Annotated in this window: 20 protein-coding genes and 2 pseudogenes; 13 read left to right on the top strand and 9 right to left on the bottom strand. The window is 69.6% G+C overall.

What is annotated here, in order from left to right; translation table 11 throughout:
- Positions 1-9: 9 nt before the first annotated feature.
- From ABZ370_RS23515 to ABZ370_RS23505, 3 genes are all read right to left on the bottom strand, one after another.
- Complete coding sequence (locus tag ABZ370_RS23515; RefSeq protein ID WP_358624183.1) at positions 10-858, bottom strand: fused MFS/spermidine synthase; 849 nt, start codon at positions 856-858, stop codon at positions 10-12.
- 128 nt (positions 859-986) lie between these two features.
- The gene (gene tuf / locus ABZ370_RS23510) at positions 987-2,174 is read right to left on the bottom strand and encodes an elongation factor Tu (protein ID WP_358624509.1); all 1,188 of its coding nucleotides are present in this window, start codon (positions 2,172-2,174) and stop codon (positions 987-989) included.
- 113 nt (positions 2,175-2,287) lie between these two features.
- The gene (locus ABZ370_RS23505; protein WP_358624180.1) at positions 2,288-2,452 is read right to left on the bottom strand and encodes a hypothetical protein; all 165 of its coding nucleotides are present in this window, start codon (positions 2,450-2,452) and stop codon (positions 2,288-2,290) included.
- Positions 2,453-2,627: 175 nt separating this feature from the next.
- On the opposite strand from ABZ370_RS23505, the gene ABZ370_RS23500 reads away from it, so the two are divergent.
- On the top strand, positions 2,628-3,380 hold the full coding sequence (locus tag ABZ370_RS23500) for a VTT domain-containing protein (RefSeq protein WP_358624178.1): 753 nt from the start codon (positions 2,628-2,630) through the stop codon (positions 3,378-3,380).
- A 60-nt stretch (positions 3,381-3,440) separates the two neighbouring features.
- On the opposite strand, the gene ABZ370_RS23495 is transcribed toward ABZ370_RS23500, so the two are convergent.
- The gene (locus ABZ370_RS23495) at positions 3,441-4,952 is read right to left on the bottom strand and encodes an MFS transporter (RefSeq protein WP_358624176.1); all 1,512 of its coding nucleotides are present in this window, start codon (positions 4,950-4,952) and stop codon (positions 3,441-3,443) included.
- Positions 4,953-5,187: 235 nt separating this feature from the next.
- Between ABZ370_RS23495 and ABZ370_RS23490 the strand changes: the two genes are divergently transcribed.
- Complete coding sequence (locus ABZ370_RS23490) at positions 5,188-6,063, top strand: undecaprenyl-diphosphate phosphatase (RefSeq protein WP_358624174.1); 876 nt, start codon at positions 5,188-5,190, stop codon at positions 6,061-6,063.
- Between the two features lie 162 nt (positions 6,064-6,225).
- Here ABZ370_RS23490 and ABZ370_RS23485 read toward each other — a convergent pair whose 3' ends face one another.
- Entirely contained in the window at positions 6,226-6,900 is a 675-nt protein-coding gene (locus ABZ370_RS23485) for an HAD family hydrolase (protein ID WP_358624172.1), read from the bottom strand.
- A gap of 4 nt (positions 6,901-6,904) precedes the next feature.
- The gene (locus tag ABZ370_RS23480) at positions 6,905-7,519 is read right to left on the bottom strand and encodes a flavin reductase family protein (protein WP_358624170.1); all 615 of its coding nucleotides are present in this window, start codon (positions 7,517-7,519) and stop codon (positions 6,905-6,907) included.
- Between the two features lie 343 nt (positions 7,520-7,862).
- Between ABZ370_RS23480 and ABZ370_RS23475 the strand changes: the two are divergent.
- Positions 7,863-7,979, top strand: a pseudogene (locus ABZ370_RS23475) (ATP-binding cassette domain-containing protein); the annotation flags it as partial.
- A gap of 241 nt (positions 7,980-8,220) precedes the next feature.
- Here ABZ370_RS23475 and ABZ370_RS23470 read toward each other — a convergent pair.
- Positions 8,221-9,081, bottom strand: coding sequence for a DUF5134 domain-containing protein (locus tag ABZ370_RS23470; RefSeq protein WP_358624167.1), 861 nt, complete (start codon positions 9,079-9,081; stop codon positions 8,221-8,223).
- 300 nt (positions 9,082-9,381) lie between these two features.
- Positions 9,382-11,004: a multicopper oxidase family protein gene (locus ABZ370_RS23465; RefSeq protein WP_358624165.1), complete on the bottom strand. Its 1,623-nt coding sequence runs from the start codon at positions 11,002-11,004 to the stop codon at positions 9,382-9,384.
- An 852-nt stretch (positions 11,005-11,856) separates the two neighbouring features.
- On the opposite strand from ABZ370_RS23465, the gene ABZ370_RS23460 reads away from it, so the two are divergent.
- The 8 genes from ABZ370_RS23460 (at position 11,857) to ABZ370_RS23425 (ending at position 21,568) form a co-directional block, all read left to right on the top strand.
- Positions 11,857-13,032 carry a 4-oxalomesaconate tautomerase gene (locus ABZ370_RS23460; RefSeq protein WP_358624163.1) on the top strand — a complete coding sequence of 392 codons (1,176 nt, stop codon included), beginning with the start codon at positions 11,857-11,859 and terminating at the stop codon, positions 13,030-13,032.
- Positions 13,029-14,054 (top strand): amidohydrolase family protein, encoded by a 1,026-nt coding sequence (locus ABZ370_RS23455; protein WP_358624161.1) that lies wholly within the window; start codon positions 13,029-13,031, stop codon positions 14,052-14,054. Before ABZ370_RS23460 ends, ABZ370_RS23455 begins: the two co-directional genes overlap by 4 nt.
- A 24-nt stretch (positions 14,055-14,078) precedes the next feature.
- A complete protein-coding gene (ligK, locus tag ABZ370_RS23450; protein WP_358624159.1) occupies positions 14,079-14,762 on the top strand; it encodes a 4-carboxy-4-hydroxy-2-oxoadipate aldolase/oxaloacetate decarboxylase in 684 nt (227 codons plus the stop codon).
- A gap of 193 nt (positions 14,763-14,955) precedes the next feature.
- Positions 14,956-15,876 carry an amidohydrolase family protein gene (locus ABZ370_RS23445; RefSeq protein ID WP_358624156.1) on the top strand — a complete coding sequence of 307 codons (921 nt, stop codon included), beginning with the start codon at positions 14,956-14,958 and terminating at the stop codon, positions 15,874-15,876.
- A gap of 41 nt (positions 15,877-15,917) precedes the next feature.
- Positions 15,918-17,273 (top strand): MFS transporter, encoded by a 1,356-nt coding sequence (locus ABZ370_RS23440; protein ID WP_358624154.1) that lies wholly within the window; start codon positions 15,918-15,920, stop codon positions 17,271-17,273.
- A gap of 88 nt (positions 17,274-17,361) precedes the next feature.
- Positions 17,362-19,590 carry an MMPL family transporter gene (locus tag ABZ370_RS23435; protein ID WP_358624506.1) on the top strand — a complete coding sequence of 743 codons (2,229 nt, stop codon included), beginning with the start codon at positions 17,362-17,364 and terminating at the stop codon, positions 19,588-19,590.
- Between the two features lie 98 nt (positions 19,591-19,688).
- Complete coding sequence (locus tag ABZ370_RS23430) at positions 19,689-20,891, top strand: sensor histidine kinase (RefSeq protein WP_358624152.1); 1,203 nt, start codon at positions 19,689-19,691, stop codon at positions 20,889-20,891.
- Complete coding sequence (locus tag ABZ370_RS23425; RefSeq protein ID WP_358624149.1) at positions 20,888-21,568, top strand: response regulator transcription factor; 681 nt, start codon at positions 20,888-20,890, stop codon at positions 21,566-21,568. The genes ABZ370_RS23430 and ABZ370_RS23425 overlap by 4 nt, the downstream gene beginning before the upstream one ends.
- A 91-nt stretch (positions 21,569-21,659) precedes the next feature.
- Here the strand turns inward: ABZ370_RS23425 and ABZ370_RS23420 are convergent.
- Positions 21,660-21,933: pseudogene (locus ABZ370_RS23420) on the bottom strand (GntR family transcriptional regulator); the annotation flags it as partial.
- Between the two features lie 112 nt (positions 21,934-22,045).
- On the opposite strand from ABZ370_RS23420, the gene ABZ370_RS23415 reads away from it, so the two are divergent.
- Entirely contained in the window at positions 22,046-24,016 is a 1,971-nt protein-coding gene (locus tag ABZ370_RS23415; RefSeq protein WP_358624146.1) for an amino acid transporter, read from the top strand.
- Between the two features lie 93 nt (positions 24,017-24,109).
- Positions 24,110-24,649: a hypothetical protein gene (locus ABZ370_RS23410; protein ID WP_358624144.1), complete on the top strand. Its 540-nt coding sequence runs from the start codon at positions 24,110-24,112 to the stop codon at positions 24,647-24,649.
- Positions 24,650-24,815: the final 166 nt, after the last annotated feature.

The following is a 24,815-nucleotide window of genomic DNA, read 5'->3' as shown; positions in this document are numbered from 1 at the left end:
GCCGTGCCGTCAGCCGATGCTGAACGCGCCGCCCGGCGGCTCCGGCGACGGCACCGCGTCCTCGTCCCGCACCGGCGCCGCGTGGCCGGTGAACCGCTCCAGCGCCGCCCCGTGCTCCACCCGCGCCGGGAACGCGTCGGCCGCGGTACGCCGCGCCAGCGCCCCGACCGGCAGCTCGCCCTGGGAGGCCACCAGCACCGTGTTGCCGAACCGGCGGCCGCGCAGCACAGCGGGTTCCGCGATCAGGCACAGGTGCGCGAACGCCGTGCGGAACGTAGCCAGTTGGGAGCGGAGGAAGGTGAACGGCGCGCCGTCGGCGAGGTTGGCCGCGTACGTGCCCCCGGGGCGCAGCACCCGGGCCGCGGCGCGCGCGTAGGCGACCGACGTCAGATGCGCGGGCACCCGCGAACCGCCGAACACATCGGCCACGATGACATCGGCGGACGCCTCGGGCGCGGCCTCCAGCGCGGCGCGGGCGTCCGCCCGGCGCACCGCGATGCCCGCGCCGCCCGGCGGCAGCGGCAGCTGCTCGGCGACCAGCTCCAGCAGCCCGCCGTCGGCCTCGACGACCTGCTGCCGAGAGCCGGGCCGGGTGGCGGCCAGATAGCGGGGCAGGGTCAGCGCCCCGCCGCCCAGGTGCAGGACGTCCAGCGGCGCGCCGGGCTCGCCGGTCTCGTCGAGGACGTGGGCGAGCCGTCGCGCGTACTCGAACTCCAGGTGGCCGGGGTCGTCCAGGTCGACGTACGACTGGGGCGCGCCGTCCACCGTGAGCAGCCAGGCGCGCGGACGGTCCACGTCCGGCATCAGCTTGGCGGTGCCGTGGTCCACGGTCCGGGTCACGGGTATCGGCTCGTTCACCGTCCCATTGTGCCGTCCCATCACACCGTCCCGTTGTTCCGTCCCCTTGCGCCGTCCCGGACAGGCAGCGGCTCCCGCTCGCCCCCGGTGGGGTGGGCGAGCGGGAGCCCGCACTCGGTCAAAGGCGCCTACGGCTCGACGGTGAGCACCGTGCCCGCGCCCACCGTGCGACCGCCCTCGCGGATCGCGAAGCCGAGCCCCGGCTCCAGCGGCACCGCGCGGCCCAGTTCCACCGTCAGGGTCACGGTGTCACCGGGGCGGGCCACCCCGGCGGCCCCGAGGTCCACCTCGCCGGCCACATCGGCCGTGCGGAGGTAGAACTGCGGCCGGTAGCCGGTGACCACCGGGGTACGACGGCCGCCCTCGGCCGCCGACAGCACGTACACCCTCGCGGTGAAGCGCCGCCGGGGTACGACGCTGCCGGGCGCCGCGGCCACATCGCCGCGGCGCACCGCGTCCCGGGCCACCCCGCGCAGCAGCAGCGCCACGTTGTCGCCCGCCTCGGCGGACTCCATGGGTTTGCCGAAGGTCTCGACGCCCGTGACGACCGTCGTCACATCCGCGCCGAGCACCTCGACGCGGTCGCCGACGCGCACCGTGCCGCGCTCGATGGCGCCGGTGACGACCGTGCCGCGGCCGGTGATGGTCAGCACGTTCTCCACCGGCAGCAGGAACGGGGCGTCGGTGTAGCGCACCGGCGTCGGTACGTAGATGTCGACGGCGTCGAGCAGCGCCTCGATCGCGCCGGTCCAGCGCGGGTCGCCGTCCAGCGCGCGCAGCCCGGAGACCCGTACGACGGGCGTGGTCTCGCCGGGGTAGCCGTGCGCGGACAGCAGCTCGCGCACCTCCAGTTCGACCAGGTCGGTGAGTTCGGGGTCGCCCGCGTCGGCCTTGTTGAGGGCGACGACGATGTGGTCGACCCCCACCTGACGGGCGAGCAGCACGTGTTCGGCGGTCTGCGGCATGACGCCGTCGAGCGCGGAGACGACGAGGATGGCGCCGTCGAGCTGGGCCGCGCCGGTCACCATGTTCTTGATGAAGTCGGCGTGGCCGGGCATGTCGACGTGGGCGTAGTGCCGGGTGTCGGTCTCGTACTCGACGTGCGCGATGTTGATGGTGATGCCGCGCGCGGCCTCCTCCGGCGCCCGGTCGATGCGGTCGAACGGCACATAGGTGCCGCCGGAGCCGCGCTCGCTGAGCACTTTGGTGATGGCGGCGGTGAGCGTGGTCTTGCCGTGGTCGACGTGGCCCATGGTGCCGATGTTCAGATGCGGCTTGGTGCGCACGTAGGCCTGCTTGGAAAGGACCTTGGGCATCTTGGACGTGGCGGACATGCGGCTGTTCCTCCTCGGAACGACAAGGGAAGCGCGGACCCCGGAGCCGGGCCGACCCTCCCCTGGCGGGGTCCGTCGGAGTGGTCCGAGGAGGGTCAGCGTCGGGCGCCGTCGAGGTGGGCTGCTGTCACGGCCACGGCGGCGGCGAGCGCGGCGGCGGTGGTGGCATCGAAGAAGAAAAAGGCAGCCTTCGAAGCGTCCGCGACCGCGGACGCCGTCATCGGGAAGGCATACCGGAACATGCCGTGATCATTGCGCACCCTTCGGTCTCCGTCGAATGGTTTTCGGGGTGCGCGGGGCCGGTGCGGCGCGGACGAACCCCTGGTGTCCGGGAGGCGATCGTCCGGGCCGTCCCACGTATCGGCCGGACGACAACCAGCCGACGGGCGGGCGACATCACAGCGTGCCCGCGTCCCGGTCGGTTACGCTCCCCCGATGCTCGACGTCGCCGTCCCCTCCCCGAAACCGGCCGTGGACCCGTCCCCGGAACCGGCCGTGGACCCCTCCCCGGAACCGGCCGTGGGCCGTGCCCGCACCGCGCTGCTCTCGCCGTGGTCACGGCTGGGGCTGCTCGCCGCGCTGCTGGCCGGGGCCGCGACCGCGGTGTGGGTGTGGCAGCCGCACCGGCTGCTGGCCGACGGCTGGCCGCCGCAGGTGCCGGGCGCGGCGGCCGTGGTGCTGTTCGCGGCCGCGTACGGGCTGTGCACCGCCGCGCTGGTGCCCCGGCCGCTGCTGAACCTGGCGGCGGGCGTGCTCCTCGGTGCCCAGGCCGGTCTCGCCGCGGCCGTCGCCGGTACGGTGCTCGGCGCCGGGGTCTCGTTCGGCCTGGGCAGACTGCTGGGGCAGGACGCGCTGCGCCCGCTGCTGCGCGGCCGCTGGCTGGGCGCGGCCGACCGGCAGCTGAGCCATCACGGCTTCCGCTCGATGCTGGCGATCCGGCTCTTCCCGGGCATTCCGTTCGCCGCTGCGAACTACTGCGCGGCGGTGTCGCGGATGGGCTGGCCCGCGTTCCTGCTGGCGACCGGGCTCGGCTGTGTGCCGAACACGGCGGCGTACGTGGTGGCGGGCGGCCACGCCGCCACGCCCACCTCGCCCGTCTTCCTCATCGCGCTGGCCTGTATCGCCGTACCCGCCCTCGCCGGGCTCGTCATGGCCTGGCGCAAGCGCGGACGGCTGCGCGGCGCGTGAGCGGCCCGCAGCCGGGGGCGCGGGCTTCAGCCGGGGCGTGAGCGGGCCGCCGCCGGGCCGTCAGGGCGCGTCCACCGCGGCGCGTGCGGACAGCGGTTCGGCGATGTCCTCCAGCGAGCGCCGTTCCGCCGGTACGGCCAGGAACGCGGCCACCAGCCCGGACGCGACCATGAGCGACGCCCCGATACAGAAGGCCAGGGCCGTATCGCCGACGACCCCGCTCCGCGTCAGCTCGGCGAAGATCAGCGGGCCGCTGATCCCCCCGGCCGCCGTGCCGATGGCGTAGAAGAAGGCGATGGCCAGGGCGCGCGTCTCCATCGGGAAGACCTCGCTGGCCGTCAGATAGGCGGAACTCGCGCCCGCCGAGGCGAAGAAGAGGACCACGCACCAACAGGCCGTCATGGTCGCCGCGTTGAGCCAGCCCCGGTCGAACATCCAGGCGGTGACGAAGAGCAGCACACCGGAGAGCACATACGTCCCCGCGATCATCGGCCGCCGTCCCAGGGTGTCGAAGAGCCGGCAGAGCAACAGCGGCCCGAGGAAGTTGCCGCCCGCGATGACGGCGAAGTAGTAGCCGGTGTTGCCGCTGGGCACAGCGAAGAATGTCACCAGGATCGAGCCGAAGCCGAAGGTGATGGCGTTGTACAGGAACGCCTGCCCGATGAAGAGGGCGAGGCCCAGCACGGCGCGCCGGGGGTACGCGCGGAAGAGCGTACGGGCGATGTCCACGAAGCCGGTGCTCTTCCGGGGCCGGATGGTGATGGCCTCGGACGGTTCCGGAAGCGTCACGCCCCGCTCCTCCTCGACCCGCCGCTCGATCGCCCCGACCAGTTCCTCGGCGCCCTCCGCCCGGCCGTGGATGAACATCCAGCGCGGGCTCTCGGGGACATGGCGGCGCACCAGGAGGATCGCGAGCCCGAGGACGACGCCGAACGCGAAGGTGAGCCGCCAGCCGATGTCCGCCGGGAAGAAACGGGTGTTGAGCATCAGCACGGACAACAGCGAGCCGCCCACGGCGCCGAGCCAGAAGCTTCCGTTGATGACGATGTCGACGCGGCCCCGGTAGCGGCTGGGAATCAGCTCGTCGATCGCGGAGTTGATGGCCGCGTACTCCCCGCCGATGCCGAAGCCGGTGAGGAAGCGGAAGAGGAAGAACCACCAGACGGAGAAGGACACGGCGGTCAGCGCGGTGGCGACGAGATAGACGCCGAGGGTGATGAGGAAGAGCTTCTTGCGGCCGTACCGGTCGGTGAGCCAGCCGAAGAACAGCGCCCCGGCGCAGGCTCCGGTGACGTACAGCGCCGCCGCCATGCCGGTCACCTGGGCGTCGGTGATGGGCAGCCCGCTGCCGGGCTCGGAGAGGCGACTGGCGATGTTGCCGACGACGGTCACTTCCAGGCCGTCCAGAATCCATACGGTGCCCAGACCGACGACGATCATCCAGTGCCAGCCGGACCAGGGCAGCCGGTCCAGCCGGGCCGGGACCTTGGTGGTGACGAGCGGGGCGTCCCCTGCCCGGGGTGGCCGCGGCGCGTCCGGCCCGGGGTTGCTGCGGGGCCCGCTGGCGGTCATGAGGCTCCTCGGCGGCTGCTCGGCGAACACATGCGGAAGGACCGCCGAGTACCCCTGTTCATATGGGTAAACCGGCCTTCGGACCGGGCCCTTGGCAGGCCGTTCGCCCGGGGGCGCTACGCTGCCACCACAACCGGTTGCCGGTTCCCCGGCCATCGGCGTTCTCCTCCGCCGCCCGCCTGTTCCGGCATGCCCCGGAGCAGCGCATGATCAGCCTTTGGATAGCGTAGACGCAATGTCGTGGTTTGAATCATTCATCCTCGGGCTGGTCCAGGGGCTGACCGAGTTTCTTCCGATTTCCTCCAGCGCCCATCTGCGCCTCACCGCCGCCTTCGCGGGTTGGAGCGACCCTGGTCCCGCCTTCACCGCGATCACCCAGATAGGCACCGAGCTGGCGGTGCTCATCTACTTCCGCAAGGACATAGCCCGGATCGTGAGCGCCTGGTTCCGCTCCCTGTTCAACAAGGAGTGGCGCGGCGACCACGATGCCCAGATGGGCTGGCTGGTGATCGTCGGCTCGATCCCGATCGGCGTGCTCGGCCTGACCCTTCAAGACGCGATCGAGGGCCCGTTCCGCGATCTGCGGCTCATCGCCACCACCCTCGTCGTCATGGGCGTCGTCCTCGGCTACGCGGACCTGCGGGCCTCGCGCGACGAGACCGGCGGCAAGCACCGCGTCGCCAAGCAGCGCAAGTCGCTGCAGGAGCTGAGCGTCCGGGACGGCCTGATCTTCGGTATATGCCAGGCGATGGCGCTCGTCCCCGGTGTCTCCCGGTCCGGCGCGACCATCAGCGGTGGTCTGCTCATGGGCTACACCCGCGAGGCCGCGGCCCGCTACTCCTTCCTCCTCGCCGTCCCGGCGGTGCTGGCCTCCGGGGCCTTCGAGCTGAAGGACGCGTCCGAGGGGCACACCGAGTGGGGGCCGACGATCTTCGCGACCGTCATCGCCTTCGTCGTCGGCTATGCCGTCATCGCCTGGTTCATGAAATTCATCTCCAGCAAGAGCTTCATGCCGTTCGTGATCTACCGGATCGTGCTGGGCCTGGTCCTGTTCGCCCTGATCGGCTTCGGTGTGCTGAGCGCACACGCGGCGGAGTCGGCGGGCGGATGAGAGATGGGCCGCCGGCCGAGGAGGGAGGAGGTCCGGCGGCCCCTTCGCCCAGGTCTGGCGCCCCCTGAGCGGTATGGGAAGAGTCAACCGCTTCAGGGCGCGCCGCGGGAGGGTGTGCGATAGATATATGCAAGCACTCTCATCACACGGGGTGTGAACGCATCACACTCCGTACGACCTCACCCCCGAACTGGGCCCTCCCTCTCCCATCAGCTCGACCAGCTCCCCCAGCTCCGAGATCCGCCAGTCCGCCCGCGCCACGTCGTCAGTGGCAGCCCACAGGTGCCCCCACGGCCCCCGGCGGATGTGCGCGGCCCGCAGCCCGGCAGCCCGCGCCGCCCGGACGTCGAACACCGGATGGTCGCCCACGTACACCGTCCGGTCCGGCGCGGCCCCGCCCAGCGCGACGACCCGCTCGAAGAACCCCGGATCGGGCTTGGCCACCCCCCACTCACCGGACGTCGCGACGGCGTCCACCGGCAGCCCCAGCCCGCGCAGGCGCTCCCCCGTGCGCACCGGCTGGTTCCCGGCCACCACGATCCGTACCCCCAGCGCACGCAGCGCCCCGAGCGCGGGCCGCACGTCCGGATACAGATCGCGCTCCTCCAGCCACTCCGCCCGCGCCGACGCGTCCCACGCCCGCAGCTCCGCGGCGACATCGACCCCCGGCTTGACCAGCCGGATGGCCTCCCAGTCGGCCCGCCCCCGCGCGACCACGGCCCCCACCAGGGCGGACAGCGTATGCCGTGGCACGCCGAGCCAGTCGGCCCACGCCGCCCAGTAGCGGTCCTCCCGCACCAGTGTGGACCCGACGTCGAAGGCCACCACATCGATCACGCCGCTACCCCTTCTCCCCCGCCCAGTCCGCGTACCGCACCCGCTCGATCTCCAGCACCTCGCCGACCGTCCCCCACTCGTTCTTCCCCAGCCGCGCCAGCGGCCGCAGCCGCCCCACCTCGGGATGCCCGTCGACCATCACCGCGTCGTCGACGGCGGCATGCACGACCCGCCCGAACACCACGGTCGAGTCCCCCAACAGCACGGTGCTGTGCAGCTCACACTCCAACGCCACCGGCGACTCCGCCACCCGCGGCGGCCTCACCCGCACACTGTCCTCCCGCGCCACCCCCACGGCCTCGAACTCGCTCACTCCGCGCGGAAAGTCCGTGGCCGTCCCATTGATCGTCTCGAACATCCGCTCCGACGCGAGGTTCACCACGAACTCCCCGGTCTCCTCCACATTCCGCAGCGAGTCCTTCCGCCCGACGGAGGTGAACTGCACGACGGGCGGCGACACGCAGGCGACCGTGAAGAAGGAGTGCGGCGCCAGGTTCGCGGACTGCGTGTCCGGGTTGATGGTGGACACCCAAGCGATGGGCCGAGGCACGATGACCGAGGTCAGCAGCTTGTAGAAGGGGTTCCGGCCGAGGGTCTCAGGATCAAAGTCGATACGCATACGCCCCAGTATCCGCACCCCGACACCCCACCCCAACAATGCCCCGCAACCACCCCTCCCAAAGCCCCGTACCTACGCCCCCTCCAACCACCGCGCCCTCAAGACCGCAATCGCCGCCGACAGATCAGACAAGGGCACGCCGGCCCGCAACGATTCTCGAGTCATCGCCGGCATCCTCGACCGACTGCCCCACCAGCGAGACCGCCTACACCATCACCACCAAGCGGTGCCGCATCTCCTTGATACCGAAGGCAGCAGGCGGACACAGCCGCTGACCCAAAGGTGAAGCCCGCCCCCGCCATCGTCGCTGCAGGAGACTTTGGTGATCGCGCCACGTAGCCCGCTCCTCGACCGGCTGCCGAGGGGGCTGAATACGCCCGTCGGTCACCGTGGCACGACCCTGTCCGACGGCGAACGCCAACGTGTGGCCATCGCCCGGGCACTCCTGCGACGCAGGCGTGGCGCCGGGCCAATCGGGGGCATCGATGCCGCGGGTGCACGCGGCGCGCCACGGACGGCTAAGCCATACCTAGGACTGGCGTCTGCGGTTGCTGCCCCGCCGCGATGCGGTCGGCCGGGGCGCACCGACGCTCGACAGCGCCTCTTCCGATGCGAAGGTGCCGTCATCGTTGGCCGCCCGCGAGGGCGGTCCGGGTGCCAATTCCAGACCCGGCTCATCGCCCTGATCACGCGCGCCCCCGTCATACGGCCATCATCAGCAGCATGGCCGACATGGTCGCTCCCATGCCGAGGTGAGCGGCCAGCGCCGCATCCGGTGAGGCGCCGATACGGCGGCGTCGGCGCTGGGGTCGGTGCCGGCTTTCATCGTCTGCGGCAGAGCCGGTCCTGCGGGCGAGCCGTGCCTTGTCCCAGACGGAGAGGGTCAGTGAAGCGAGGAAGACGACAATCGCGTCCGGCATGGCCAGCAACCAGCGGGTCCAGGAGCGAGGCCGGCCGGCTTCGCGGCCCGCCGCGTGCGTCGACCGTTCGGTGCCGTGGACTCGCGTCCACACGGACGCGGCGATGGACAGCAGGAAGTACACGGCGAGCGCCATGACAACGCCCCGCCACACGGAAGAGGATCCCGCCGAGGAGGCGGCGTCGACTGAGGCACCCGTCATGTCCGGCATGCTCATCCCTTCCATCCCTCCCATTCCTTCCATCCCAGGCATCGCCTCCGTGCCGTGCGTGTTCTCCATGCCGGGCATGCCTGCCATGGAGCTGCCCAGGGCGACCACAGGGCCGGAAGGAGTACTCGTCATGGCGAGGGTCATGATCACCATGCCGGCGCTGCCGATGATGAGATGCGTCCAATGGCGGCCGTGCTTCCAGCCGCCTGTCCTCGTGTGGCGGACGGCCATCACCGTGCCTCCCAGTCCGAGGACGGCGAACAGGAAGGCCCACCACATGCCGTGCGCCCCATACCAAGCCGCCGTCGCGGGAAGGGCCATGAAGGCCATGCACAGACCCATCAGCAGATCGCCGGAGGCCGCGAACCGTGTCCCACCGCTGGACGTGGCCAGCCGGACCAGGCTGACGGCGGCCACAAACACCGCGATCACCGCTATGGCCGTACTCAATGCCGTATTTCCCATTGCCACTCGCTGCCACCCTCTCGAATCAACGGTCCTGTTGGCGTGGCGCGGCCACGTGCCGACGCGCCGGACAGCGCCATCCGGGCCGCCCACTGGCTACTAGAGTCCTTAGTACGTGGCGGGCCCGGCGACCGTTCACCAACGCGGAAAGAAGAACCCCACGGGGCAAGCCCACGCCCAGCCCACACCCAGATGGAGGCCGCGCCGAACCCGTGGGCTCGGCCTCGGATGACAACGGCCCGTTCCGGGCTTGGAACTCGCGATGTGTCAGCGCTGGTAGGCCACGAGCGCCATCATTCCCGCCTCACCGTGGTAGGCGTTGTGGCAGTGCAGCAGCCACTGGCCCGGATTGTCCGCGTCGAAGAAGACGGACAGCTTCTTCCTGGGCAGCACGATCGCGGTGTCCTTGCGCGGGCCCGCGCCGCCGAGTTGGTAGGTGTGGCCGTGCAGATGCATCGGGTGCCACATCTCGGTGTCGTTGACGAAGTCCAGCCGCACCCGCTGCCCCGCCTCGACCCGCAACGGGTTCGCCGCCAGCTCGTTCATGTCGAGCCTCTTGCCGTTGATGCCCCAGTCGTACGCACCCATGCCGCCTGTCAGCGTGACGCGGTGCACCCGGTCCGCCTTCTTCGACGGCAGCCGTACGTCATCGGAGGCACGCAGCTGGGACGCGGTCATGATCCTCCCGCTCAGTTCCTTCGGCCGGACGGTCCGCGCGGGCGCGTCCCCCGATCCGGTACGCACCAACGCCATACCGGCCTGTCCCTTCCCCTCGGCGAGCGCGACCAACTGAAAGACACCATCGCCGAGGGTGACCAGCACGTCGTAGCGCTCGCCCATGCCGATCAGCAGGGCGTCGGCCTGCTCGTGCTCGACGGGGTAGCCGTCGGTGTGGGTGATGGTGAGCTTGTGGCCGCCGAGCGCCACCCGGTACGCGGTATCGGAACCGGCATTGATGATCCGCAGCCGCACTCGTTTGCCCGGCTTGCTCTTGAAGACGTCCGGGTCGGCCGCCACCTTGCCGTTGACCAGGTGGTGCGGGTACTTCACATCCCCGGCGTCGCCCCCGAGCAGCTTGCTGGTGGCATTCATCATCATGAACTTCATCGACATGCCACCGGAGGACTCCGACGGGGAAGGCGAGTCGTGCATCCCGTGCTTGTTTCCGCCGCTCATGTCCATGCCGCCCATGCCCTCCATGTCGTGGCCGGACGACCCGCCATGACCGGCGCCGCCGCCCATGCCCGCCATGCCCTGCTTGAGCTCTGCGAAGACCTCATCAGGGGTGCCGGTGACGCCGTCGACCCAGTCGTCGAGCACGACGACCCACTCGTCGTCGTAGGACAGCGGCTCCTTGGGGTCCTCGATGATCAACGGGGCGTACAGGCCGCGGTCGAGCTGGACACCGACATGCGGGTGGAAGAAGTACGTTCCGGGAGTGTCGGCGATGAAGCGGTAGGTGAAGTTGCTGCCGGCCCGCACCGCTCGCTGGGTGGTCGGCGGCACGCCGTCCATGTCGTTGCGCAGGGCCAGGCCGTGCCAGTGGATGGACGTCGCGGTCTTGTCCGGGAGCTGGTTGGACAGCTCGGCGGCCAGCGTGTCCCCGGCGGAGACCCTGATCTCCTTGCCGGGGGCCTGGCCGTTGAAGCCCCAGGTCTTCGCCGTGATGCCGCCGCCCAGTCCGAGCGTGACGGGCGCGGCGGTCAGGGTGAGACCGTGCACCTTGCCGGTGCCGGTGCGCTTCTTCTCTGTTCGGACGACCTCGGAGCCGGAGGGGCTGACGAGGGCGGCGGCATTGCCGTTGGAGTTGCCGCTGCAGGCAGCGAGCGCGCCGGCGCCCGCGGCGCCGAGCCCGGCAAGAAGCAGGGAGCGGCGGTTGATGCTGTTCACGAATGGTCCTCTTCTCGATGTGCCCATGAGGTCGGTGCGGTACGGCCGCTCCTCACGTGAACGCGAGGGGCGCCGTTGGGCACGGCCTAAATGCGGAGTCGAGAGAGAACAGACAGGTCTGGCGGTGCTCTGGGCACCGTTCCAGCGGCTTCCGGCCTGGCAGTGGCTGTCTCGTACGGGCGACGGTCACGCCCGACGAAGGACGCGGGCGGCGGGGCGAGCTTCACCGTATCGACGCTCGCGGTGGAGCAGTGAGCCATGCCGCTACCGGAGCACGCGGTGTCATCCACGTCGTACGCGGCCGGACGCACCGCTTGCCCATGCGTCGAACGCGCGGCCACTTCACTCGGCGCATGGGCCGAGCCCATGGCCTCACCGGACATCCCCCGCATGGCGTGCGAGGACATCGAACCGAGGCCGGCCGCTGCGGTCTCGTGGTGGACCAGCAGAGCCAGGGTGGCGCACAGGGCGATGACGACTGTGCACGCCCAGCGGCCGGCCCCGCTGCGGGCGTGGGCACACCGGGCGTCCCGCGCCGTCACCGCTACCACCTTCACCTCCTGTGAATCCGCGGCCAATATACCCCGAGGGGGTAGACATCCTCAGAGAGAGGTACGGCTGGCGGAGGCGCTCAGCCAGGCGACGCACTTCCCTTCACCGACGCACGGCTGGCCCGGCTTCGCGGGAGTCGGCCGCGGATTCCGATCACCGGTCACCGGCCATCACCATGTCTGCCCTGGCCGCATCGCCTCCGGCTGGCTCTGCGACCAAAATTTTTTCGTCAGCCATATTGTTAACAATTTCGCCGACAGTTAAGTTGACGGGCAACATCCCACCGAGAGGAGAGCAATCGTGCAGCCCACGACGGCGACGCCGGTCGGGAGTCCGCCTCCGCGACTGCGAGGCAGCCAGGTGGCCGTTCCTTGCTGGTTCATGCGTGGCGGCACTTCTCGAGGGCCGTTCTTCCGCGCCGGCGACATGCCGTCGGATCGCACCGCGCGTGACGCGGTGCTGTTGGCGGCCATGGGATCACCCGATCCTCGCCAGCTTGACGGCCTGGGCGGCGCGACCCCGTTGACCAGCAAGGCCGGCATCGTCGGACCCAGCAGTCGAGCGGACACGGATCTCGAGTTCCAGTTCGCGCAGCTTCAGCCCGACAGCGATATCGTCGACACCACGCCCAACTGCGGCAACATGCTGGCGGCCGTCGTGCCCTTCGCCATCGAGTCCGGTCTGCTCGTCCCGGAAAGCGACACGACCACGGCACGCGTACTCACCCTCACCACCGGCCTGGTCGCCGAGATCACCGTCCGTACGCCGGAAGGCGAGTCGGGCCGTTACGTCGACTACGCGGGCGACACCCATATCGACGGCGTTCGCGGTACGGCGGCGCCCATCACGATCAACTTCCTCGACACCGCGGGCTCCGTCTGCTCGGCCCTGCTGCCCACCGGCCACACCCGCGACCGCGTCGAGGTCGCGGGCATCGGGCCCATCGAAGTCACCTGCATCGACAACGGGCAGCCACTGGTGATCGTCGACGCTTCCGACCTCAACCGCACTGGCCACGAGTCCGTTGCCGCTCTGAACATCGACAAGGAACTCAGGGACCAGGTGGAAGCGCTACGCCTCATCTGCGGCGAGCTGATGGGGCTCGGCGACGTGACCGCGAAGAACTATCCCAAGATGACGCTCGTCTCCCCGCCGGCCCGCGGCGGCACGATCAACACCCGCAGCTTCATCCCGCATGTCTGCCACGAGTCGATCGGCGTCCTCGCCGCCGTCACCGCGGCCACGGCCTGTGTGCTCGACGGCACGGTCGCCCACGAGATGGCCACCGTTGCCGACGGTAGTGACGTCACTGTCTCGGTGGAGCACCCGGCCGGTGAGTTCACCGTCGCACTCGGCCTGAGCCCGACCGGCGCCCCGCACGTCACGAAGTCGGCCCTGGTCCGCACCGCACGGCTGATCATGGCTGGCGACGTTTTGGTTCCCCTCCCCGTCTGGCGCGAGGAGGGACAGCGGTGATCATCGACTGCCACGGCCACTACACCACCGCACCGCCGGCCCTGGGGACATGGCGCGACCAGCAGATCGCCGGGCTCACCGACCCGGCCGTCGCACCCAGCCGCGCCGATCTGCGCATCAGCGATGACGACCTGCGCCAGAGCATCGAGGCGAACCAGTTGCGCCTGATGGACGAACGCGGCATCGACGTGACGCTCTTCTCGCCCCGGGCGTCCTTCATGGCCCACCACATCGGTGACTTCAGTACCTCCTCCCGATGGTCCGCCATCTGCAACGAGCTCTGCTTCCGCGTCAGCGAGCTGTACCCGGAGCGCTTCGTTCCCGCTGCGATGCTTCCTCAGTCACCGGGCGTCGACCCGGCCACCTGCATCCCGGAACTCACCAGGTGCGTCGAGGACCTCGGGGCTGTCGCACTGAACCTGAATCCCGATCCATCGGGCGGTCACTGGACGGCCCCGCCACTGACCGACCGGTCGTGGTATCCCGTCTACGAGAAGATGGTCGAGTACGACATCCCGGCGATGGTCCACGTGAGTACCAGCGTCAACCCGGCCTTCCACACCACCGGCGCGCACTATCTCAACGCCGACACCACGGTGTTCATGCAGCTCATACAGGGTGACCTGTTCGCCGACTTCCCCACCTTGCGCCTGATCATCCCCCACGGCGGTGGCGCCGTTCCCTATCACTGGGGCCGCTTCCGTGGCCTGGCGATGGCCCTTGAGAAGCCGCCGCTGGAAGAGCATGTGCTGGGCAACGTCTTCTTCGACACGTGTGTCTACCACCAGCCAGGCATAGATCTCTTGTTCGATGTCATACCTGCCCGGAACATCCTCTTCGCATCGGAGATGGTCGGCGCCGTCCGCGACATCGATCCGCGAACCGGCCACCACTTCGACGACACCCGTCGCTATGCGGAGAACGCCGGGCTGTCCGCCGACGATCTGGCCGACATTCACGAGCGCAACGCCCGCACCGTCTACCCACGCCTGAACGCACTACTGAAACAGCAGGGACGCTGACCTCTCGGAAGGAACGGCAAGACCATGCACGAACTCGGAGTCGTCTACCGCAACATCACCCGCCCACCCCGCCCGGACGTCGAGGCGCTCGCACCCTTCGGCGTCAGTACCCTCCACGAGGCCATGGGACGCTGCGGTTTGATGCGCCCCTACATCCGGCCCGTCTACCCCGGCGCGAAGCTCTGCGGTTCAGCAGTCACCGTGCTGCTGCAGCCGGGGGACAACTGGATGCTGCACGTGGCGGCGGAACAGCTGCAGCCGGGCGACGTCCTCGTGGCAGCCTGCACCACTGAGTGCGAGGACGGATTCTTCGGTGAACTCCTGGCCACGTCGATACGCGCCCGTGGCGGCGTAGGCCTGGTCATCGACGGTGGCTGCCGCGACGTGGCAGCCCTCGAGGAGATGGACTTCCCCGTCTTCAGCCGAGCGATCAACTCCAAGGGGACCGTCAAGGCCACCCTGGGATCGGTCAACGTTCCCGTTGTCTGCGCCAACGCGATGGTCCGCCCTGGTGATGTGATAGCCGCGGACACTGACGGCGTGGTCGTCGTACCCGCCGAGCGCGTCGGCGCAATCGCGGAAGCGGCCCATCGCCGTGAGACCAACGAAGAGGACAAGCGCCGGCGGTTCGCCGCGGGGGAACTCGGCCTCGACATGTACGCGATGCGCGAACCGCTCAAGACCGCCGGCCTGCGATACATCGACTGAGTACTGAGCAACACGCACACGTCGATGACGCAAGGCCGACCCTGTCAGACCGGTCCGCCCGCAACGCCCAGGCGGTGGCGCACCGCCCGTCGTCGACCGTGCACCATGTGGCTGCCGCTCGACCAGAAAGCCGCCCTCCTTGCCGCCGCAAGGCCACGCAACGGGGCGTGCGGTCGGCCCCTGAGGAGATCCCATGAGCGCACACTCCCCCAAGTCCCCAGGCTGGCTGGACTGGTACCAGAACCCGTCCGAGCCCGCCTTCAGGCTACCGCCGGGGACCATCGACACCCATTGCCACGTATTCGGCCCACAGGCCGAGTTCCCCTTCGCTCCGGAACGGAAGTACACGCCCTGTGACGGAGGCAGGGAGCAACTTTTCACGCTCCGCGACCACCTGGGCATCAGCCGCAATGTCGTCGTCCAGGCCACGTGCCACGGAGCGGACAACAGCGCCATGGTCGATGCCGTCGAGGCATCCGGCGGCAGGGCACGGGGGATCGCCACCGTCCGTCCGGACATCACCAGCGCCGAGTTGCGCAGGCTCGACGCGGCGGGCGTGCGCGGTGTGCGCTTCAACTTCCTGAGGCGCTTGGTCAACACCACGCCCAAGGACGATCTGACCACCATCGCGGAGAAGGTCGCGCCACTGGGCTGGCACGTCGTTCTCTACTTCGAAAGCGCCGACCTGCCAGAGCTGGAAGGCTATTTCGGCTCGCTGCCCACCCCACTGGTGGTGGACCACATGGGGCGGCCGGACGTCACCGAACCGGTGGACGGACCTCAGTTCGCCCACTTCCTGCGATTCGTCGAACGCAACGACGTATGGGTGAAGGTGACCTGCCCCGAGCGCCTCAGCGTCACCGGACCGCCGGCTCTCGACGGCCAACGGCACGCCTACGCCGACGTCGTGCCCTTCGCTCGCCGAGCCGTCGAAGAATTCCCGGATCTCGTGCTGTGGGGTACCGACTGGCCCCATCCCAACCTCACCGACCACATGCCCGACGACGGGCTTCTGGTCGACCACGTCCCACAGGTGGCGGTCACCACGGAGCAACAGCACAAGCTGCTCGTCGGCAACCCGATGCGGCTCTATTGGCCAGGCGAAGCGGTCTGACCCACGTCCCCATTGCACTTCTCGGACAAGGTAGCCATTCCATGCGGCACTCCAATGCGGTGAACCGGCTTGACCGACTGCCGATCTCCCGATTCCACAAGATCACCCTGCTGACCGTGTCTTTCGCCTACTTCTTCGAGTTCGCGGACATCAACACTTTCGCCACCACCGCCCCCAAGCTCATCGACGTGTGGGGAGTCACGATCGACCAGGTGGCCTATGTCACCTCGCTGTCGTTCGTCGGAATGTTCTTCGGGTCCGTGATCGCCGGCGGCATCGCCGACCGGTGGGGACGCAAGAGAGCGCTGACCCTGACCACGCTGTTTTTCGGGGTCTTCTCCTTCGCCTCAGTCTTCTCCTGGGACGTCGTCTCGCTCGGCGTGTTCCGGGTCCTCACCTCAGCCGGGCTGTCTGCCATGACCGTCGTGGCGGTCATCTATGTCAACGAGATCTACCCCGCCGCCGTCCGTGGCAAGTTCCAGGCGTACGCCATCGCCATCGGCATCTGCGGCACGCCGGCCACCAACCTCATCGCCAGCGCGGTCGTGCCGCTCACCGACTGGTCGTGGCGGCTGGTATTCCTCTTTGGTTCCCTCGGCATTGTCTTCGTCTTCTTCGCACGCCACATCAAAGAGTCGCCCCGCTGGCACGAAAGCAGAGGCGACTACGTCAAGGCGGACGCGGTCCTCAACGAGATCGAATTCCAAGTCGCCGCCGAAATGGGCCCCCTTCCCGAGCCCGCGCCTCCGGTCGACGAGGCACCGTCCACCAAGGCCCCGCTGCGCCTCCTGCTCCAGAAGAAGTACCTCGCGCCGACACTCCTGCTCACGGTTCTGTGGGTGACGCAGACCATCGGCTTCTTCGGCTATTCGAGCTGGGCACCCACTCTGCTGGCCAAGGAAGGCTTCAGCGTCGAGAAGTCGGTCTTCTACGTTGCTCTCACGACGGTCGGCGCACCACTCGGCTCCTTCCTGGCCTCCCTGGTCACCGACCGGTTCGAGCGCAAGTGGTGCCTGGTGGCCTTCGGCTCGGCCATCGCGCTGTGCGGCCTCTTCTACGGACTCACCTTCGAACCGGTCCTGATCGTCGTCTTCGGCTTCCTCGTGAACCTGTTCGAACGCGGTTATACGGCCTTGGCCTACGCCTACTCCCCCGAGCTCTTCGACACCCGTAGCCGTTCACTGGGGACCGGTATCTCCTACGGTCTGGGCCGGCTGTCGAACGCCGCAGGCCCCCTGATCATCGCGGCCCTCTACAACAAGACGGGCTACCAGGTCGTCTTCTTCTTCATCGCCGGCACCTGGATATTGGGGGCGATCGCCCTGGCAATCTTCGGCCCCAGGACCCGCCCCGCACGGCTTGCTTTCGCGAAGGAGCGTCTACTGCACATGCAGTAGGGCCCTATCGGCGGCCACACGAAGACGGGCGGGGGCTGCCCGGACAGGCTGGACGGGTTCCCCGAGTTCGGATGTGGAGACCATTCCTGTGGCTGTCTTTCTTGATCGACTGGGCCGGTTGGCCTTCCGGCGGCGCTGGCGCGTCCTGTTGATGTGGGTGGTGGCGCTCGTCGCCGCGGGAACGGCATCGGCGATGGCGCCGGCCGCACCGGACGGCACCTACTCGATGCCGGGTACGGAATCGCAGCGGGCGTTCGATCTCATCGAGCAGCGCTTCCCCGGCAACAGCATCGGGAGCGCAAGCTCTGAGGGCGCGAGCGCGAAGATCGTGTTCGTGGCGCCCGACGGGCAGCAGGTCACCGAGCGGCGGAACCGGACGGTCGTCGACGAGGTCGTGGACCAGGTCGGCAAGGTCGATCAGGTCGGCCGGGCGACCGGTCCGTTCCAGGCGGACGCGGTGAGTGAGGACGGATCGACGGCGTATGCGACGGTCACGTTCGAGGTGAAGGCCAAGGATGTCGGCGACGCCGCGAAGCAGGACCTGGAAGAGGCCGTTGAAGAGGGCCGGGGCGCGGGGCTGACGGTCGAGGTGAGCGGTTCGGTCCTGGCGTCCCAGCCGTCGGGCGGCGTGACCGAGATGGTCGGCGTCGTGGTGGCCGCCGTCGTCCTGCTGATCACGTTCGGTTCGCTGGCCGCTGCCGGGCTGCCGCTGCTGACCGCGCTGGTCGGTGTCGGGATCGGCACCGCGACGATCCTCGCCCTGAGCAGCGCGCTGGGCCTGTCCAGCGCCACCAGCACGCTGGCGCTGATGCTGGGGCTGGCGGTCGGTATCGACTACGCGATGTTCATCGTCTCCCGCTACCGGGAGGAATGCGCCCGGGGCCTTGCGCCGCAGGCCGCGGCGGGAGTGGCCGTGGGCACCGCCGGGTCGTCGGTGGTGTTCGCGGGCCTGACCGTCGTGATCGGTCTGGCCGGCCTGTCGGTCGTGGGGATACCGACGCTGACCCAGATGGGACTGGCCGCGGCCGGCACCGTGGCCCTGTCGGTGCTGGTCGCGGTGACCCTGATCCCGGCCATGCTCGGGATCTTTCCCCGGGCCGTCCTGGCGCGCTCGGCACGCCGAGCCGCACGCGTCGGTGCCGACGGAGACAAGCCGAATATGGGCAGCCGGTGGGCCCGCCTAATTGTCCGTCGACCGCTGGCCGCGATGCTCGTGGCGGTGGCGGCCCTGGGCGTGATCGCCCTGCCCGCGGCGAAGTTGCACCTGGGCACGGCCGGGGACGAATCCAAGCCGACCTCGACCACCGAGCGCCGCGCGTACGACGCGCTGGCCGAGGGCTTCGGCCCCGGGTTCAACGGTCCGCTGACCATCGTCGTGGACGCCAAAACGGCCCGGGACCCCAAGGCTGCCGTGAACGCGACCGCCCGGAGGATCGGCGCCGTCGACGGTGTCGTGTCCGTATCAGCGGCGCGCTTCAACACCGTGGGAGATACCGCGATCTTCTCCGCCACGCCGACCACCGCTCCCGATGATGAGCGGACCATTGATCTGATCCACACTCTGCGCGGCGGCCGCCCGGCAATTGAGAAGGCCACCGACGCGACGTTCATGGTCAGCGGCAGCACTGCGGGCAACATCGACAGTGACCAGAAGATCCAGGGCGCTTTGGTGCCCTACCTCGGGCTCGTGGTGGGCCTGGCGTTCCTGTTGCTGCTGATCGTGTTCCGCTCCGTGCTGGTTCCGCTCAAGGCGGCCCTGGGATTCCTGCTCTCAGTGCTGGCAGCCCTCGGTGCGGTCGTCGCCGTCTTCCAGTGGGGATGGCTCGCCGGCCTGTTGGGCGTGAACCAGACCGGCCCGATCATGAACACCATGCCGATCGTCATGGTCGGTATCGTCTTCGGCCTCGCCATGGACTACGAGGTCTTCCTCGTCACGCGCATCCGGGAGGCCCACCTCCAGGGAGAACGTCCCGGGCAGGCGATCGTCTCAGGTTTCCGCCACAGCGCTCGCGTGGTGGTCGCCGCCGCCGTGATCATGATCTCGGTGTTCTCCGGATTCATCGGGGTCAGCGAAACGCTGATCAAGATGATCGGGTTCGGTATGGCCATCGCCGTGCTGTTCGACGCGTTCATCGTGCGGATGACGATCGTGCCCGCCGTCCTCGCGCTGCTGGGTGAGCGTGCCTGGACGATGCCCCGCCGGCTGGAGCGGGTCGTGCCCCATGTCGACGTCGAGGGCCACGCCCTGACCCGCGATGCGGCCATCGCTGCCGCAACGACCAACGAGGCGGAGCAACGGGGCCTCGCCGTCCACTAGTGGCAGCCTGGAGCCGCCCGTGTGCTGGAGGCGGGCGGCCCCGCGAGCGTTGTGCCGGCCGCCATCCACCACGATCACCACACTCGACAGGAAGCACGATGATCACAACCTGGCAGCGTTACCCGCACAGTCATCCCCGTACGGTTGACTCCGCGGTGGCGCTGCTGCTCTTCGTCCTGGCCTTCCCCGGCAGCCAGTACAGCGTCTCCGACGTGGCTGCCCCCGCCCGCTGGTGGCCCGGCGTGCTGCTGGCCGGCATCTCCTGCGCCGCGCTGCTGTGGCGCCGCACCCGGCCCGGCCTCGCCACCGCCGTCGTGCTTCCGTGTGCCACCGGCATGGCCCTGACCGGCTATGTGATGACCGTTCTGCTGCTGGCGCCGCTCATGGTGGCGCTGTACTCGCTGGCCGCGCGCACCGAACGTACGACGGCCTGGAACTTCACCCTCGCCGCCGTGATCCTCGTCGTCGGCGCCGCCCTGATCGCCGACTCCGCCGGGGATTCGGTGGCGCTCAACGTGATCGGCCCCATTGCCTGGCTGCTGCTGCCGGCCGCCCTGGGTTCCACGGCCCGGTTCCGCAGGGCGTACCTGGACTCCGTGCAGGCCCGCGCCGAATACGCCGAGCGGACCCGGGACGAGGAAGCCCGGCACCGGGTCGCCGAGGAACGCATGCGCTTCGCCCGTGAACTCCACGACGTCGCCGCTCACCACCTCGCGCTGGCCAACGCCCAGGCCACCACCGCCGCACTGCTCATCCGCAGCCATCCCGCCCAGGCCGAGAAGATGGTCAACGCCCTCGGCGACGCCACCGCCGCGGCCCTGCGCGAGATGAAAGCCACCGTCGGACTGCTGCGCCGGAGCGACGCGACCGAGGACTCGCTGCAGCCCGCACCGGGTCTCGCCCGGCTCCCCGAACTGGTCGCCGCGCACACCTCCGCCGGACTCACCGTCACCCTCACCACCCACGGGCAGCCGCGGCCGCTCTCCCCCGGAGCGGACCTCACCGCCTACCGCATCGTGCAGGAAGCCCTGACCAACGTCACCAAGCACGCCCACACCAGCGCCGCGAAAGTGGACCTCACCTATCACCACGACCGGCTGGCCATCAGTGTCACCGACCACGGAACCGGCCCCTCCGCCAACCCGACCCCCGGCAGCGGCTACGGCCTCGTAGGCATGCGCGAACGCGCCCTGTCCATCGGCGGACAACTACGCGCCGGGCACCGCCCCACCGGCGGCTTCGAAGTCAACACCGAACTCCCCCTCCGCCCCTACACTCCCGACAAGGACAGCGCCCCATGACCATTCGCGTGCTGCTCGCCGACGACCAGGCCCTGCTGCGCGAGACCTTCCGGATCCTCATCGACTCCCGCCCCGACATGGAAGCGGTAGGCGAAGCCGCCGACGGCGACGAAGCCATCGCCCTCACCCGTGCCCATCACCCGGACATCGTCGTCATGGACATCCGCATGCCCGGCACCGACGGCCTCACCGCCACCGCCTCGATCTGCGCCGACCCCGACCTCGCCACCACCCGTGTCCTCATCCTCACCACGTTCGAGACCGAGGAACACGTCGCCAAAGCCCTGCACGCCGGAGCCAGCGGATTCCTGGGCAAGGACGTCGGCGCCGAGGGCCTCGTCGCCGGTATCCGCACCGTCGTCGCCGGCGACGCCCTGCTCTCCCCCCAGGCCACGCGCAACCTCATCACCCGCTTCCTCACCGCGCCCCAGCCCGGCACCCACCCCGCGGCCAGGAAAAGCCTGGCCGACCTCACCGACCGCGAACGCGAAGTCATGGCTCTGGCCGCCGACGGACTCACCAACGCCCAGATCGCGGAGAAGCTGTACATCAGCCCTCTGACCGTACGCACCCACATCCACCACGCCATGGCCAAACTCCACGCCCGCGACCGCGCCCAACTCGTCGTCATCGCCTACCAGACCGGCCTCGTCCAACCGAACCCACCCAGGCCCTGACCTGGCCGCGGCTGCCCGGCCCACAGCCGGACAGCGCCCGACCGGTGGCCTGGTCGGCCTGAAGCGTGCGGCTGAACGTGCGGCCATGGCACGGCATCTCCCTGATCATGTCGATGAGGTCGCTCTTGCTGTAACCCAGATGCGCGGCGTCGGCTACCAGATCGCGGACACGGTCCAGCAGTACGGAGCGCTGTTCCGCCCCGTCGGCCACCGTCACGCCCCCGCCCCCGCCGGAACTCCAGCGCCCCCTCGTCGCGAAGGGCCCGAAGTCCTCGCAAGACCGTGTCGGCGTTCACCCCCAATGCCCGGGCGAGGTCCCGTGCCGGGGGCAGCCGGTCACCCGGCCCGCACTCCCCTTCGGCGATTGTCACGGCGGGGCTCCCGGCCCCCTGGCCTCCAGAGGGCCGGGCATCGGCGCTTACGCTGGCCCGGTCGCTCGTTCAGCGACGTTTGTCCGTGATGTGACAGGAGTGCACGATGGCCACCTCCGCCGATGTGGAGACCCCTCCGGAGAACCGTTCCGGTGGCCGCCTGCGGTCCTGGATGCTGGAGGGCCTGTCCGACATGGCCAAGCGCCAGCCGGGGCCGCACGCCCAGCCCTCCCCGGAGCACCGGGGACAGCGCTGGTGGCGGGTGATGTGTCTGACCGGTGTGGACTACTTCTCCACGCTCGGCTACCAGCCCGGTATCGCCGCCCTCGCCGCCGGGCTGCTCTCCCCCATCGCCACGCTCGTCCTGGTGGCCGTCACCCTGGCCGGGGCGCTGCCGGTGTACCGGCGGGTGGCGAAGGAGAGCCCGCACGGCGAGGGGTCGATCGCGATGCTGGAGCGGCTGCTGTCGTTCTGGCAGGGCAAGCTCTTCGTACTGACGCTGCTGGGCTTCGCCGCGACGGACTTCCTGATCACGATCACCCTCTCGGCGGCCGACGCCTCCACCCACCTGGTGGAGAACCCGCACTTCACCAGCGTCCTGCACGGCCATGAGGTCGCCATCACCATGGGCCTGGTCGCGCTGCTGGGAGCGGTCTTCCTCAAGGGGTTCACCGAGGCCATCGGTGTGGCGGTGGTCCTGGTGGGTGTGTATCTGGCGCTCAACGTGGTCGTGGTGATCGTCGGGCTGTGGCATGTGGCCACCGCCTCCCACGTGGTCACCGACTGGTCGCAGGCGCTGACCGCCCAGCACAGCAATCCGCTGATCATGGTCGGTCTGGCGCTGGTGGTCTTCCCCAAGCTCGCCCTCGGCCTGTCCGGGTTCGAGACCGGTGTGGCGGTCATGCCCCACGTCCAGGGCGACCCCGGCGACACCGAGGAGCGGCCCACCGGCCGTATCAGGGATACCCGCAAGCTCCTCACCACCGCCGCGGTGATCATGAGCGGCTTCCTGATCTGCACCAGCTTCATCACCACCCTGCTCATACCGCAGGACGCGTTCAAGGCGGGCGGCCCGGCCAACGGACGCGCCCTTGCCTATCTCTCCCATCAGTACCTGGGCTCGGCATTCGGCACCGTCTACGACGCCGCGACCATCGGCATCCTGTGGTTCGCGGGCGCCTCCGCCATGGCCGGCCTGCTCAACCTCATGCCGCGCTATCTGCCCCGGTACGGCATGGCACCGCACTGGGCCCGCGCGGTCCGCCCCATGGTGCTCGTCTTCACCCTGATCGGCTTCCTGGTCACCTGGATCTTCGACGCCGATGTGGACGCCCAGGGCGGCGCCTACGCCACCGGGGTGCTGGTCCTGATGACCTCCGCCGCCGTCGCCGTCACCATCGCCGCCCGCCGCGCCGGGCAGCGCGGCTGGACCATCGCCTTCGGGACCATCTCCGTGGTCTTCGTCTACACCACGGCGGTCAACGTCGTGGAGCGCCCCGACGGCGTCAAGATCGGCGCGTGTTTCATCGCGGGCATCATCGCCGTGTCCCTGCTCTCCCGCCTCGCCCGCGCCTTCGAGCTGCGGGTCACCGACATGGAGCTGGACGACATGGCCGCGCGCTTCGTCCGCGACAGTGCCACCCGCCGGATACGGTTCATCGCCAACGAGCCCGACAACCGAGACGCGGCCGAGTACCGCGACAAGATCCAGCAGATGCGGGCCGACAACGACATCCCGGCGGAAGAAGACCTCATCTTCGTCGAGGTCACCGTCCGCGACCCCTCCGACTTCGAATCCGCGGTGCGGGTACGGGGCGAAGTGCTGCACGGCCGCTACCGCGTCCTGACCCTCGACGGCTCCAGCATCCCCAACTCGCTGGCCGCCCTGCTGCTGCACGTACGCGACGAGACCGGATGCAGGCCGCACATCTACTTCGAGTGGACCGAGGGCAGCCCCTTCGCCCAGTTCCTGCGGTTCTTCCTGTTCGGCCAGGGCGAGGTCGCCCCCGTCACCCGCGAAGTCCTCCGCGAGGCCGAACCCGACCGGGCGCGCCGCCCCCACGTCCACGTCGGCTGAGCGTAGGCAAACCGCTAAAAATGCGCACGGGCAGCGTATGAGGGACGTCAGGCCCGATGTCACCCCCGACGCCATCCGTCTAGCGTCGAGAGCATGGAACGGCGAAACGGCCGGCCCATCGGACGTCCGACGAGACACTCCGCCGGCCGGCGCCGATGGCGTGCGGACGTACGGTGTGCGGGTTTCCTCGCGCTGGCCTTCGCCGGGCTGACGACCCTGCTCGACTGGGGTTCGGGAGGGCTCACCATCGCGCGCGCCGATCTATGGGCCCTGCTGGCGATCCTCGTCTTCGCCACATTGCGGCCACCGCGCGTGACCGCGGAGGAGGGATGGCTGACGGTGTGCGGATGGCTCTGCGAGCGCCGCGTACGCACCGACGCCCTGGTCTCGATACGGCAGGACGGCAAGATCGCCACCCGGCTCGTGCTGCGGGACGCGTACGGCTGCTCGGTGGCGCTCGACCCCCGCGTCCTGCTCGCCGACCCCTTGCTGTGGCACGAGCTGGAGACCGGCGCCCGGCGCTCCCTCGAGCGCGGCATCTGGCGGCATGGAGAGGACACACTGCGGCAGCTGGGCGAGCAGATCGACGGCGGAACGGCCCACGCCGTACTCAAGGCGTCCGGGCTGGAGTGATCCACGTCGTCCTCCCCCGATCTGGGCTCGATGAGATACGCGCCGAGGCCGATCCGCCAGGAGGCGATGTCCGCCGTCTCCGGCTGCTGGAGGACCGGCGGGCGGCGCAGCGCGGCGCGCCGACGGGAGACGCGCAGCAGGGCGGTGTTGCCGTCCGGTGCCGTGG

Origin of the sequence: Streptomyces sp. NPDC005962 (assembly GCF_040629205.1) — a bacterium.
GTDB lineage: Bacteria > Actinomycetota > Actinomycetes > Streptomycetales > Streptomycetaceae > Streptomyces.
The sequence above is the reverse complement of the archived record's forward strand: the minus strand, read 5'-3'. Positions and strand labels throughout refer to the sequence as shown.